The following is a 12,986-nucleotide window of genomic DNA, read 5'->3' as shown; positions in this document are numbered from 1 at the left end:
GCACGCGCCTACCGATAGAAGCGCGGGTAGGTCACGTCGAGCCCGCGCACCTGCTGAACGCCTTCGAGCGTGGCTTTCGCAAGGCGGGCGAGGCCTTCGTAGAACGGGTGCGCGGCCGCCTCGGCCAGCTGGTCGAGGAAGTGCGACGACCAGGTGAGCAGGTGCGCCTGCAGGAACTCGTCCAGGTCCTCGGGCTGGTTGCGCGCGATCCACGCCATGAGCACGAGCATGAGGCCGATGTGGTCCTCGGGGGTCTTGTCGTCCGCGAGGCGCGCGATGCCGCGCCCGCGCATCCACGCGCGCAGGGCCAGCGTGCTGGCGCCGAACACGACGCACTCGCGGTCGGTGTAGACCGAGCCCCAGGGAGGGGCGGGCTTCGGCGCGGGGCCGACGAACAGGCGGCGGTACTCCCACACGAGGTCGTCGGCCTCGCAGCCTCCGGCCAGGCCGCCCGTCATGAGGCCGAGCGCGGCGCGGGCCTCCCCCTCCTCGGCGAAGGGCCATTCGGCGGCGGCCGCCCCGGCGTCGATCGCGGCCATGGCCGCGAAGGCGGGGCCGGCCGTGCCGGTTCGGGGGTCTTGCAGGAAAAACGGGGCGAGCGTATCGCCCGCGAACGCGACGGCCTCAAGCTCCGCCTGGCATTCGTCGATTCGAGCATCCATGGTTGTTCCCCTCACACTAGTTCGCGTATGTTGTGGACCATGCCTTCCGCAAGCACCCGATCCACCTGCTCCTCAAGGCACACGGGAAGGCCCAGCACCAGGTTGGGAGCCGTTTTCGACGAGTCGGGCAGCGGGGGCATGTTGGCCGCCCAGCCGTAGCGCGCCCGCAGGTCGGCGATCGGCCCGAAATCGAGCGCGCGCAGCGGGCAGGCTTCCACGCAGACGGGGCTGCGTCCTTCGCGCACCCGTTCGAGGCACCCGTCGCACTTCACGCTGTGCCCCACGGTACGATCGACCTTCGGCGCATGGTACGGGCACGACAGCGCGCAGTAGCCGCAGCCGATGCAGCGATGCTCGTCCACGCTCACGAGTCCCTGCTCGTTCTTGCCCATGGCACCCGTCGGGCACACCTCCATGCACGCGGGGTTCGAGCAGTGATTGCACGCCGAAGACACGTAGAACGCAAAGCAATCTTGCGTCCAGCACCCGTGCTCGTCCTGCTTCCAGCTGCCGCTTGCCACCTCGTACACCTGGCGAAACGACACGGAAGCGTCCAGATTGCGGTAGTCTTTGCACGCGAGCATGCACGTCTTGCAGCCCGTGCATCGTTTCGCATTGAAGTAGAAACCGACTTGCTCCACCGTGTCCTCCCCCGATCCGTCGGTCGTGCCGACGCGCCGCCCGTCCCCTGGCGGCCCATCGGGTGTCGCGCCAACCTCGCCGCGCGACACCCGCTTGGTTCTGCTCAGAAGATTCTACGCGATCTCGCGCTCGTTGAGCACCGATCCCGTCGTATCTCCAGCCGGTTTCGCGTTCACCGGTTCGGTGATCACGATGTTCGGCTTCGTCTCGTCCGCGCTGGGCAGCGGTGCCACGGCCGCCACCTCGCCGTACTTCTTCCGCAACTCGGAAATCTCGCCGAAGTCGAGCGCGCGCAGCGGGCATGCCTCCACGCAGATGGGTTGCTTGCCTTGCGTCACGCGGTCGGCGCACAGGTCGCAACGGACGGCCTTCTTCTTCTCCTCGTCCACCTTCGGCGCGCTGTACGGGCACACGATGGAGCACGTGCCGCATCCGATGCACTTCTCGGGATCGTTGTTCACGATGCCGGTGTCGGGATCCTTCGAGATAGCCCCCTGCGGGCACTTCGCCATGCAAGCCGGGCTATCGCAATGATTGCACGCAACGGAGACGTGGTACACGTAGGTATCGCACGTCCATGCGCCCGCATCGTCCTGCGTCCACGATCCACCGCCGTACTCGTACACCTTGCGGAACGAGATATCGGTGGACAGGTCCTTCTTATCTTTGCACGCCAGCACGCACGTCTTGCAGCCCGTGCACCGCGTGCCGTCGAAATGGAAACCGTACTGAGTCATGGTCTACCCCCTAGGCCTTCGCGATTTGGCCGATATTGCTGTGCTGCGGATTCGCCTTCGCAAGCGGCGACGGACGATAGATGGTCAACGTGTTGATGTTGCCGCCATGGTCGACGCGATCGCCGCTCATGTCGGCGTCGTGCCACATGCCCTGCGGGATGGCCACCGTGCCCGGGATAACGCGCGGCGTCACCTTGGCTTCGATGCGAATCTCGCCGCGATCGTTGAACACGCGGATGGTGTCGCCATCCTTGATCTTGCGCTGCTCGGCGTCAACCGGATTCACCCACGCCACGTGCTGCGCGGCAGCTTGGATGATCTCGTTGTTGGCGTAGGAGGAGTGCGTGTGCGCCTTGTAATGGAAACCGCAGATGAGCAGCGGGTATTCGTCCGTCAGGCTCACGTAGCTCTCGAAACCGGGATCGAACTCGGGAATGGGGCTGACCACCTCGTCGTCGGCCAGCTCCCACGTGTCGGCAAAGCCGGCGAGCGTCTCGGAATAGATCTCGATCTTGCCCGAAGGCGTCTTCAACGGGTTCCCCGCAGGGTCGTCGATGAACGCCTTGAGGCCGATCAAGGGCTCGGGGGTGCGCTTCCACACGCCCTGCGCCATACCGGTGTCCCAGTCGGGCAGCTCGGGGTACTTCTCGCGCGACTCGTCGAGAATCTGGCGCAGCCAATCCTCGCGCGTTTTGCCCCCGTCGGTGAATTCGTCCTTGATGCCCAGCTTGTCGGCGATGTCGGTGCACACCTCGTAGATGCCGCGACGCTCGAACTTCGGCTCGTACACCGGGCTGCCGTACACGATGGCTTCCATGTTGTCGGCGTAGCCGTTGGCGGACAGGCTGTACTGCTCTTGCAACGTGAGGTCCGGAATGATGATGTCGGAATACTTTGCCGAATCGGTCATGAACACTTCGCTCGTCACGATGAACTCGCACAACGACTCGTCCTGCAGCAGGTCGTGCGTCCCGTTGATGTCGGAGTGCTGGTTCGTCAGCGTGTTGCCCGCGTAGTTGAAGATGAACTTGATGCTGGACGACAGCTTCTCGGCCTTCTGAACGCCGGCGTTGAGCGCCGTCAGCTCCTCGCCGCGACGGATGGCCTCGGGCCACATGAACGTCGGAAGGTTCGTCTTCACCGGGTTCTCACCTGCGGGGAAGCTGGAAAGCGCGAACGCCGACCTCCCTTCGCGACGCCCGTCCGACGTGCCCGGCAGACCGATCTGGCCAACCAGCTGAGGAAGCACCATGATGGCGCGCGACGTGATCTCGCCGTTGGCGTGGCGCTGCGAACCGTAGCCCTGGCAGATGTAGACGGGCTTGGTGGTGCCGATCTTCTCGGCCAGCTCCTTGATCTTGGCGGCGGGGATGAGCGTGATGGACGCGGCCCATTCGGGAGTCTTCGGCGTCAGGTCGTAACCGGTTCCCAGGATGTAGTCCTTGAACGACTTGTTCTGCCCCTTCGCGCTTTCGGGCATGGTTTCCTCGTCGTAGCCCACGCAATACGTGTGCAGGAACTCCTCATCGGCCCAACCGTTGTTGATGATCTCGTACGCGAGCGCCGCGCACAGCGCGCCATCGGTTCCGGGACGGATGGGAATCCATTCGCCGCCCTGCCCGCACACCGTGTCGTTCATGCGGCAATCGATGTTGATGACCTCGAGATTCTTCTCCTCGCGCATCCACGCGAAATCATGCGTGTGGCCCGCGCCGCCCATGCGAGTATCGGCGGGACTGTTGCCGAACATGACCACCAGCTGGTTGTCCTGCAAGGTGAGGAAGCTGCTGCCGTACGTGCCGCCTCCGTAGGTGTACGTGCCCGCGGCCGAGATATGGGCCGAGCTGTACGTTCCGTAGTAGTTCAGGCATCCGCCGTTGAGGTTGATCAGGCGATTCACGACGGAGCTGCCCATAAGCCCCGACGACACGCCGGACGAGTAGTGCACGGTGATGGACTCGTCGCCGTAGGTTTCGCGGATGCGTTTGAGCTCGCTCGCGATGGTGTCGACCGCCTCGTCCCAGCTGATCTGCTCGAACTTGTCCTCGCCGCGCTTGCCCACGCGCTTCATGGGATAGTTCAGGCGATCGGGGCTCTGCAGCCAGCGGCGCAGCGAGCGGCCGCGCAAGCAGGCGCGCAGCTGGGGCTGATCCATCTCGGCGCTGCCCGTGTTGTCGGATTCGATGTACTTGATCTCGCCGTCCGCCACGTGGCACTGGAGCGCGCAGGTGCTGCCGCAGTTGACCGCGCAGTGCGTCCAGACGATCTGCTCCTCCACCGCTTCCGTGTTGGCGGCGTCGTCTTTCGCGCTTTCCGCTTGGGGCGAGCACGCGAACAGGGTTCCCGTGCCCAGCGTGGCGGCGCCCAATCCGGCCAGGGCCGAACCTTTCACGAACGCGCGGCGAGAAACGGCATGCTCTTTCGTTTTCGTCATGATCCCTCCTTGATTCCCTCGTCTGCTCATCCGTTTCGCATGGACGAAACACCGCGCATTGTAGGCCGGACGTCGCGACCGCGTGTTACATGAAATATGTACATTTTGCATTTTGCCTGTTCAAGCGCTTGCGATGTCCGTGACGAGCGCCGGATTCCCCCGCTTTCGCGCCAGCTCCCCCGCTATACTGATGCAAGGGGTATTCTACCCGTCGAAGGCTATCATCCAGGGGAGGATCATAGTGAACGCGCCGACCGTACTGCGCGCTTTCAAACCGAATACCACGCTGTTCGGCTACGCGTCGTTCCTTGCCGTGAACGCCGCCGGCGCATGGGGCGGCGTGTTCCCGTTCCTGCCGATGAAGATGCAGGAGCCGCAAACGCTGTTCTGGTTCTTCCTCGTGCAGTCGCTCGTGTTCGCCGGCTGCTTCTTCCTGAGCGTGGTGGGCTCGTACCACATGCCCGGGCCCACGCGGTTGTTCATCGTCAGGCTGTCGGCCGTGCCGTATCTGCTGGGATGGTTCTGCCTCATCGGCTCGATGTACTTGGACGCGTGGATGATGCCCCTCGTCATCGCGGGCGGCGGGTTCATCGGCGTGGGATCGGCCGGGTTCTACATGCTGTGGCAGCGGCTGTTCGCCAGCCAGGACTCCGACACGGGCAACCACGACCTCATCTTGGGAACCGCGTACGCCTCGGTGCTGTACTTCGCGCTGCATCTCATCCCCCGCGCCGTCACCGTGTACCTTATTCCGCTGGTCATCATGCCGTTTTTCGCGCTGGCGATATCGCTGAAGAGCCGCGAGATCAATTTCGACCAGCCCATGTTCGAGGACGTGCCGAAGAAGAACAAAGGCGTGTACCGTCAGGCGATCTCCACCCTTGCACGTCCGGCGTTATGCGTGGGGTCGCTCGGGCTGTGCGCGGGGCTCATCCGCGCGCTCGCCATCGACGATCCTTCCATCGGCTCGCTCGTGAACGCGCTTTCCATGGGCGCGTCGCTGGTCACCGCCGTCGCGTTTCTGGTGCTGTGGCAGTTCAAGAGCGTCCGGCTCAACGTGGTTTCGCTGTTCCGCATCGTGTTTCCGGTGATCATCACCGGATTCGTGCTGCTGCCGTTTTTGGGCGACGGGTACGCGCGCTGGCTCGCGGCCATCCTGTACGCGGCGTACAGCGTCACCATCATGCTCATGATGATCCAGTGCGCCCAGTCGTCGCGCGACCACGGGACGAACCCCGTGTTCGTGTACGGGTTCTTCGGCGGCGTGGTGTATGCCCTGCACGATGCGGGATTCATCGGCGGAACGCTTGCGGGGCAGGTGGCCATCCCGGGCCTCTCGTCGCATGCCGTGGTGGCGCTCGGCGCCGGGTACCTGTTGGGATTCATGTACTTCTTCGGGCAAGGCGGCTTCCACAGCGCGCTGCGCGGAGCGCAGGGCGCTGTTCCGGACGTCGAGCTCGTGTCGCTGGGGCCGGTGCCCGACGCGACCGTCAAGCGCGAAGGAACCGCCCGCTCCGCGCACAGGCATGCCGAAGGCGAGCCCGTCTACCAGGACCGCATCTCCAAGCAGGTGGCCCGCATCCGCCAGGAGTTTCGGTTGAGCGCGCGCGAAACCGAGGTCATGGAGCATATCGTGCGCGGCAAGACCGTGGTGCGCATCGCCGAAGAGCTGGTGATCTCGGAAAACACCGTGCGCATGCACTCGAAGCGCATCTACGCCAAGCTCGACATCCACAAAAAGCAAGACCTCATCGACCTCGTCGATTCGTTCGACCCTGAACCGGAGAGCTAGCCGCACGCCTTCGCTTCTTCGAGTCGCTGCTTGAGGTATGCGAGGTGCCTGCTCTCTTCGCCGGTCCAGTCGCCGAACAGAACGTCCCGCAACGCTTCGCTCGCGCGCCCCTCGCCGTCGGCGTCGGAGAACAGGCAGCGCTCGCTGCGGCTGTAGAGGCTGACGTTGTCGAACATGCCGGAATCTTCGAGCGCTTCCAGGTTGTCGACGATGCCTTCGACGATCAAGAGGTGGTGCGCCGGATCGACCGCTCGCGGCTCCGTGCCCGCGATGCGCATCTGCTCGTAGCGCAACTGGCAGCTCACCAGCGATATTTCGGGCTTCACCGCCATGAGCGCCAGCGAAACGCGATAGCCCCGACCGCGCAGGAGCGCCGCCGTTTTGAGGGGAACGTCGGAGGTGCGCAGCGTCCCCTCGATGACGAGGTTGTACCCCATGATGGAAAGGGCGTCGATGACCGCCTCGACCATCCGGCCGGCCCATGCAGCCGTATGAGCCGGAGCATCGATGCCGTATTGTGCGCATAGTTGTTTATACCGCGGATGGAAAGAGCGATACTCGTCACCGTTGACGATAATCACGTTACCGTTCAGCGCATTGCGAAAGACGTTGTGCAACGTCGTCTTTCCCGATCCACTTTGACCGCCAAGCAAAACAGCTTGCGGGTTGTCTGAAGGTGCAAGACACGCACCAATAACCAATGCGCTGACAACCTTCTGTAGCTCTCCATGAAATTCTTCATCCGAGTAGCACTCGAGGTTCTCCATGCTATGCGGCTTTCGCTTCACGAGTCTTCACCAAAAGCTCCATGCATTCGATTTGACCTTTGATCTCCGAAAGCCTCACCTTGTTCAAATGCCCTTCGTCGATAATGCGTCGCTTAGCCAACGCCAGCTGCATGAACGCATCCTCGTACACCGCTGCGGAGATCGCGTCCCCCTTCTCCTGAGCCGCAGCGCGCAAGCGCGAAACGTCCCCCATCAACTGCGCAGCTTGCTCGTTCAGCACTTCCTGTTGCAGCGTGATCTCGTACATCTCGTTGATGTCCATGATGTCCCCGTCCTCGTCGAACGTCACTAAGGCGTAAATGATCTGCTCGGTTTTGCCGCGCTGCTCCTGAGAAAGGAGGTCTCCGTCGCGCTTGAGGCAATCCAGCATGAACGCAGGATCGTTGGCGGCGCGTATGAGGTTCGCGTTCGCCTTGCTGGGCTTCTGCCCGTTTTCGTACCGCACGACGCTCGCCTCGCCGAGCCCCAGCAAGCGCGCGAAACCCTGCTGCGTCAAGCCGTACTGCTCCCGAATACGCTTGATATCCCGAGCCGTCAGATCCTTCGACATGCCAACCTCCATTCAATCATTTGATTGTCTCTACTATATCATATGATCGATTCACACACGAGAGCAATCCAACAAAAAAGGGAGGGTGCCGCCTCGCGACACCCTCCCGCCAAATCCGCACGCTCCGAACGGTCTTCTACGCCCAATCCCTCCGCATGACCTCCCATTTCGCATCGCGCGCGGCTTCGACCTCCGCGATGTCCTCGTCGGCGAGGGCCTTGAAGCGGCCTTGACGACGCAGGTACGCCTCGACGCTGGCGAATTCGCGAGGGTTGCGGTTGAGCTTGAACGCGCCGCCCTCGTACTCGGCCAGGTACCACAGGCCGCAGTCGACGATGTCCTTCGAGATGTCCACCGTCTCGTCCACGTCGCAGCCCCACCCGGTCGGGCACGGCGCCATCACGTGGATGTACTTCGTGCCGCGGATGGTGGCGGCGTGCTCCACCTTGCGGATGAAGTCGGTGAGGTAGCCGATGGACGCGGTGGCCGCATACGGGATGCCGTGCGCGGCCACGATCTCGAACATGTTCTTCTTCTGCGTCAGACAGCCGCGCATGTTCGAGCCGGCCGGCGTGGTGGTGGTCTTCGCGCCGAACGGCGTGAGCGAGCTTTTCTGGATGCCCGTGTTCATGTACGCCTCGTTGTCGTAGCAGATGTACAGCACGTCGTCGTTGCGGTCGATGGCGCCCGACAGCGCCTGGATGCCGATGTCGGCCGTGCCGCCGTCGCCCGCGAAACCCACCACCGTGCAGTCGTCGGGCTTCTTGCCCTGGGCGCGCAGGCCGGCCTCGATGCCGGTCAGCACGCTGGCCGTGGCTGCAAACGGCGTGATCATCGCGTTGTTGGCGAAGCTGAGCTGCGGGAAGTTGAAGCCGACGGCGCTCATGCAGCCCGCGGGCAGCGCGCACACCGCGTTCGGCCCGAGCACCTTGAGCGCCGCGCGCACGGCGAGCGACCCGCCGCAGCCGGCGCACGCCTTGTGGCCGAAGAAGAACTCGTCGTTGGAAATGGTCTTGGCATTCACGGCCATGGTTACTCCGCCTCCTTCTCGACAGCGCCCAGCGCGTCGGCGGGCGAGTCGATGCCGAGGAACGAGACCCTCGGGTGATCGACGCCCTCGGCCACCTGCTCAAGCATGCGGTACATGCCCGCCACCTGCGTCTCGGATATGTCGTCGCCGCCCAGACCGCCCACGAAGTTGTAGGTGGGCACGCCCACGGCCGCCTGCTGCAGCGCGGAATTCACGTTCGTGAACACGGTGCCCTCGGCGCCGAACGACACGTCCTTCTCCAGCACGCCCACGGCCTTCGCACCGCGCAGCGCCTCGGCGATGAGCGCGCTCGGCATGGGGCGCAGGTAGCGGATGCGCAGCATGCCCGCACGCACGCCCTGGGCGCGCAGCTGCTGCACCACCGAGCGCACGAGCCCGGCCGCCGACCCCAGCGTGACGAGGATCACATCGGCATCGTCGCAGTTCAGCGTTTCGATCATGCCGGGATACTCGCGTCCGAACACCTCGGCGAACCGCTTCTCCACCTCGCCCACCACAGCGGGCGCATCGAGCATGTCGCGGTGCTCCCAGTACTTGAAGTAGCGGTTGTACTCAGGACCGGCCGAGAAGCCGATGTTCACCGGGTTCTCGAAGTCGAACCGGTTGCCCGCAGGCTCGTAGGGAGGCAGGAACGCGTCGGCCTCCTCGGGCTCGGGCACGTCCACCGTCTCGTAGGTGTGCGTGAGCGCGAAACCGTCGAGGTTCACCATCACGGGCGTGGCCACGGCGGGGTCCTCGGCCACGGCGTAGGCCATGAGCGCCAGATCGAGCGCCTCCTGGTTGTCCTCGGCGTACACCTGAATCCAGCCGTGGTCGAGCAGCGCCAGCGAGTCGCGCTGGTCGCCGTAGATGTTCCAAGGCAGCGCCGTGGCGCGGTTCGCGTTCATCATGACGATGGGGAACCGGCCGCCCGACGCGTAGGTCAGGCACTCGGCCATGTACAGCAGGCCCTGGCTCGACGTGGCCGTGAACGTGCGCGCGCCCGTGGCCGACGCGCCGATGGCGCACGACAGCGCCGAGTGCTCGCTTTCCACATGCACGTACTCGGCGGCCAGCGAGCCGTCCTCCACCATCTCGCTCAGGCGCTCCACCACCACCGTCTGCGGCGTGATGGGATACGCGGAAATCACCTGCGGACGCGCCAGGCGCACGCCCTCGGCGAACGCTTCGTCGCCGGAAAGGAACCGTTTCATCGGGCATCCGCCTCGCTTTCAAGGATCATCGTGATGGAACCGAACGCGCACGCCTTCGCGCAGATGCCGCACCCCTTGCAGAAGTCGAGGTCGATGGCCACCGGCGCACACGTTGTCGCAGGTCCTGCGACGTCAGCGAGGGTTTTCGTGGTGCCCGAGCTGGGGTCGATGGCGGAGGCGTGGCGTGCTTGCGCACGCGAGCCTTCGTCAGCGGCCGCAGATCGGGTGCCACGGGAAGCCGCAGCGTCGGCCACCTTGTACACGGTGCCGTCGGGACAATACAGGTAGCACTGGAGGCACCCTGTGCACGACGCGGCGTCGATCACGGGGCGCAGGTTGCGCCACCCGGCGTTCTTCACCGTGAGGTAGCCCGCCTCGAAGCACGTGGAATGCGCGAACTCGGAGGGGTCGAGAGCGGCGGAGCGGAGGGTGGGGATGTGAGTATCCTCGTTGCGAAGGGGGCTCGACTCACAGCCCGCCTCTTTGCGCGGCGCGGCGGCTTCGCTGGCTCCGGCAGCCTTACCCGTCGTGCACGGGATTGGTGCGCTGGACGAGGACGTGCGGGCCATCCTCAGCGCCTCCCGAGCCGCCTCCACGATCGCGATGTTCTTCGCGTGCAGCTTCGCCGGCATGTACTGGCGGATGGCCTCCTGCACGTTCTCGACGCTCACGCGGTCGCACAACGCCGACAGCGCGCCGAGGAACACCGTGTTCGGAATCGCCCGACCCAGGATGGCCGCCGAGATGCCGTCGGCGTCGAGCGCCACGATGCGCGCGTCGTCGAACGCGCGCGTGCTGTTCACCAGCACGACGCCCCCTGGCTTCAGCTCGTTTTCCCAGCCCGCACCCAGCAGCGTGTCGTCAAGGTAGATGACGTAGTCGGCCCGGGACACCGCGCTGCGATCGCCGATAGGCTCGTCGGACAGCTTCGTGAACGCCCGCATCGGCGCGCCACGCCGCTCGGGGCCGAACGAGGGAAACGCCAGCGCATGCGCGCCCGCGTCCAGCGACGCCGCCGCGCCCAGCAGCCGCGCCGCCGTAAAGGCACCCTGGCCGCCTCGGCCGTGCCACAGGATCTCAATCATGAACTCTCCCCTTCGCATCTTCGCACGTTGGTCATGCAAGTATAGCGCTCGCGCGCGGGGCGGCACGGCGCGCTCCGGCCAAAGCGCGCACGTTGACGGCCAAACTGCACAACGAGCTCAATCTTGCTTGAGCCGCACGCACCACCATCCCCTCCTCTACGGCGGGCAGCAGCACGGAATCGGCGATTTCGCGCTGGCGGGATTTCCCGCGCGCTTTCTCCCGCCCGCCTCCGGGCGCGCGGCGACAGCTGCACTTCTATTTGATGCCTGTGGATATCGCACATCCGGTTCGCGATGAACTATACTTTTCAAAACACGACGCGGTTCGAGAAGGGACTGAGAAGCACAGCATGGCGCGCTTCACGTTCAAAAAGGAACAGGCCAAGGGTTCGCACGCTCGGCAGGAGGACGACCTCGAGCGCTCCGACGACCTCGCCGACGGCGCGCCCGCGCCGTCCGACACGACGCCGTTCCTCGGCGCATCCTCGCGCGAGCGTCGCGAGGCGGCCGGAAGCAAGCCCCGCAAGCCCAACTTCATCACGCGGCGCGTCAACCGCTGGTGCAACCGGCTGCTGGGCGCGGTATCCGAGCGCTCGCTGGCCGACCAGGAGGAGGAGTACGCCGCGCACCGCACCACCCGCGACTACGTGTGGAACACGGTGGGCGTGGGCGCGTGGGGCATGGTGTTCCCCATCCTCACCGTCGTGGTCACGCAGCTCGTGGGCGTGGAGCAGGCGGGCATGTTCTCGCTCGCGTTCGTCACCGGCACGCTGCTCATGATCCTCGCCAACTACGGCGTGCGCACCTACCAGATATCCGACGTGACCGAGGAGCATTCGTTCTCGGATTACCAGATCAACCGGTGGATCACCTGCGCGTTCATGGTGCTCGTCGGCGTGGTGTACTGCATGGTGCGCGGCTACGAGAGCCAGATGTTTACCATCAGCCTGGGCGTGTACCTCTACAAGATGGTGGACGGCCTGGCCGACGTGTACGAGGGGCGGCTGCAGCAAGTGGACAAGCTGTACCTGTCGGGCGTGTCGCAGGCGTTCCGCTCCGTCGTGGTGCTCGTGGCGTTCTCGCTGTGCCTGCTGATCACCCGCAACCTGGCCGTGTCGTGCGTGGTCATGGCCATCGCGGCGTTCGCCACCTTCGTCGTGTTCACGTTCCCGCTGGCGATGTTCGAGACGCCGAGGTCGAAGCGTTGGAACCTCGGCAGCATCGTCGAGCTATTCAAGCAGTGCTTCCCCCTGTTCATCGCGCTGTTCCTGTACGCGTTCATCGATAACATGCCGAAGTTCGTGATGGAAGGCGTGCTGAGCTACGACAACCAGCTGTACTTCAACGCGCTGTACTTCCCCGCGCAGGGCATCCTGCTGACCGTCGGGTTCATCTACAAGCCGCTGCTCGTGAAGATGGCGAACGTGTGGGCCGACCCTGCGAAGCGCAAGCGGTTCGACCTGATCATCGTCGTGATCATGGCGGTCATCGTCGCGGTCACCGGCGTCACGGCGCTCGCCATGGCGTGGATCGGCATCCCCGTGATGAGCTTCCTGTACGGCGTGGACTTCGAGCAGTTCCGCGGGCTGTGCTACATCATGCTGGCCGCGGGCGGCGTGACGGCGGCGATCGACTTCCTGTACCAGGTGATCACCGTGCTGCGCCAGCAGCGCGCCGTGACGAAGCTGTACGTGATCACGTTCGGGTTCGCGCTGTTCGTGCCCATCCTGCTGGTGAACTTCACCGGGCTGCCCGGCGCCGTGATCGGCTACCTCATCGTGATGTGCATCCTGTTCGTGCTGCTGATCTGGGAGTACATGCGCATCCGCATGGCGCTGTCGCACGAGGAGGCCACCACGGCCGAGATGCCCCGGCCGATGCGTCCCAGCGAGGCGCGTGCCGAGCGCGCCCGTCGCGAGCAGGTGCGCGCGAAGTGGGGCGCTCACGGCACGCCGCCCGTCAGCGACGACGCCCTCGACCTGGCCGGCCGACCCCACCCCCTCGACGAGGACGACGATCCGCTACCTCAGTAGCCTGTCGGCTTCGAGCAGG

The 12,986-nt window shown here is 64.8% G+C and carries 11 protein-coding genes; 2 read left to right on the top strand and 9 right to left on the bottom strand.

From position 1 onward, the window contains the following. Window positions 1-8: 8 nt before the first annotated feature. From dmsD to GS424_RS02435, 4 genes are all read right to left on the bottom strand, one after another. Window positions 9-662, bottom strand: coding sequence for a Tat proofreading chaperone DmsD (dmsD, locus tag GS424_RS02450; RefSeq protein WP_160941905.1), 654 nt, complete (start codon window positions 660-662; stop codon window positions 9-11). Window positions 663-673: 11 nt separating this feature from the next. Next, window positions 674-1,303: a DMSO/selenate family reductase complex B subunit gene (locus tag GS424_RS02445; protein WP_160941906.1), complete on the bottom strand. Its 630-nt coding sequence runs from the start codon at window positions 1,301-1,303 to the stop codon at window positions 674-676. Window positions 1,304-1,417: 114 nt separating this feature from the next. After that, window positions 1,418-2,041 (bottom strand): DMSO/selenate family reductase complex B subunit, encoded by a 624-nt coding sequence (locus tag GS424_RS02440; RefSeq protein ID WP_160941907.1) that lies wholly within the window; start codon window positions 2,039-2,041, stop codon window positions 1,418-1,420. A gap of 10 nt (window positions 2,042-2,051) precedes the next feature. After that, window positions 2,052-4,475, bottom strand: a complete 2,424-nt coding sequence (locus GS424_RS02435; RefSeq protein WP_160941908.1) for a DMSO/selenate family reductase complex A subunit — start codon at window positions 4,473-4,475, stop codon at window positions 2,052-2,054. A gap of 241 nt (window positions 4,476-4,716) precedes the next feature. Here GS424_RS02435 and GS424_RS02430 point away from each other — a divergent pair, with 241 nt between their 5' ends. Beyond that, on the top strand, window positions 4,717-6,267 hold the full coding sequence (locus GS424_RS02430; protein WP_160941909.1) for a helix-turn-helix transcriptional regulator: 1,551 nt from the start codon (window positions 4,717-4,719) through the stop codon (window positions 6,265-6,267). On the opposite strand, the gene GS424_RS02425 is transcribed toward GS424_RS02430, so the two are convergent. From GS424_RS02425 to GS424_RS02405, 5 genes are all read right to left on the bottom strand, one after another. Beyond that, on the bottom strand, window positions 6,264-7,034 hold the full coding sequence (locus tag GS424_RS02425; RefSeq protein WP_160941910.1) for a zeta toxin family protein: 771 nt from the start codon (window positions 7,032-7,034) through the stop codon (window positions 6,264-6,266). The two genes, GS424_RS02430 and GS424_RS02425, sit on opposite strands and share 4 nt — an antisense overlap. A 1-nt stretch (window position 7,035) precedes the next feature. Next, window positions 7,036-7,605 carry a helix-turn-helix domain-containing protein gene (locus GS424_RS02420; protein WP_160941911.1) on the bottom strand — a complete coding sequence of 190 codons (570 nt, stop codon included), beginning with the start codon at window positions 7,603-7,605 and terminating at the stop codon, window positions 7,036-7,038. A gap of 136 nt (window positions 7,606-7,741) precedes the next feature. Then, complete coding sequence (locus tag GS424_RS02415) at window positions 7,742-8,635, bottom strand: thiamine pyrophosphate-dependent enzyme (protein ID WP_160941912.1); 894 nt, start codon at window positions 8,633-8,635, stop codon at window positions 7,742-7,744. A gap of 2 nt (window positions 8,636-8,637) precedes the next feature. Next, complete coding sequence (locus tag GS424_RS02410; RefSeq protein WP_160941913.1) at window positions 8,638-9,849, bottom strand: transketolase C-terminal domain-containing protein; 1,212 nt, start codon at window positions 9,847-9,849, stop codon at window positions 8,638-8,640. Next, window positions 9,846-10,934 (bottom strand): 2-oxoacid:acceptor oxidoreductase family protein, encoded by a 1,089-nt coding sequence (locus tag GS424_RS02405; protein ID WP_160941914.1) that lies wholly within the window; start codon window positions 10,932-10,934, stop codon window positions 9,846-9,848. Before GS424_RS02405 ends, GS424_RS02410 begins: the two co-directional genes overlap by 4 nt. A gap of 350 nt (window positions 10,935-11,284) precedes the next feature. Between GS424_RS02405 and GS424_RS02400 the strand changes: the two genes are divergently transcribed. After that, window positions 11,285-12,967, top strand: a complete 1,683-nt coding sequence (locus GS424_RS02400) for a lipopolysaccharide biosynthesis protein (RefSeq protein WP_160941915.1) — start codon at window positions 11,285-11,287, stop codon at window positions 12,965-12,967. Window positions 12,968-12,986: the final 19 nt, after the last annotated feature.

Source organism: Eggerthella guodeyinii (assembly GCF_009834925.2).
GTDB classification, from domain to species: domain Bacteria; phylum Actinomycetota; class Coriobacteriia; order Coriobacteriales; family Eggerthellaceae; genus Eggerthella; species Eggerthella guodeyinii.
Note: the sequence above shows the minus strand (reverse complement) of the source record. Positions and strands in the feature narration are given on the sequence as shown.

What these genes read in the sequence shown, in the direction of transcription:
- GS424_RS02400 (WP_160941915.1), top strand. Translation starts at nt 11,285, where the DNA reads ATGGCGCGCTTCACGTTCAAAAAGGAACAGGCCAAGGGTTCGCACGCT.
- dmsD (WP_160941905.1), bottom strand. Translation starts at nt 662, where the DNA reads ATGGATGCTCGAATCGACGAATGCCAGGCGGAGCTTGAGGCCGTCGCG.
- GS424_RS02435 (WP_160941908.1), bottom strand. Translation starts at nt 4,475, where the DNA reads ATGACGAAAACGAAAGAGCATGCCGTTTCTCGCCGCGCGTTCGTGAAA.
- GS424_RS02415 (WP_160941912.1), bottom strand. Translation starts at nt 8,635, where the DNA reads ATGGCCGTGAATGCCAAGACCATTTCCAACGACGAGTTCTTCTTCGGC.
- GS424_RS02420 (WP_160941911.1), bottom strand. Translation starts at nt 7,605, where the DNA reads ATGTCGAAGGATCTGACGGCTCGGGATATCAAGCGTATTCGGGAGCAG.
- GS424_RS02410 (WP_160941913.1), bottom strand. Translation starts at nt 9,849, where the DNA reads ATGAAACGGTTCCTTTCCGGCGACGAAGCGTTCGCCGAGGGCGTGCGC.
- GS424_RS02425 (WP_160941910.1), bottom strand. Translation starts at nt 7,034, where the DNA reads ATGGAGAACCTCGAGTGCTACTCGGATGAAGAATTTCATGGAGAGCTA.
- GS424_RS02405 (WP_160941914.1), bottom strand. Translation starts at nt 10,934, where the DNA reads ATGATTGAGATCCTGTGGCACGGCCGAGGCGGCCAGGGTGCCTTTACG.
- GS424_RS02440 (WP_160941907.1), bottom strand. Translation starts at nt 2,041, where the DNA reads ATGACTCAGTACGGTTTCCATTTCGACGGCACGCGGTGCACGGGCTGC.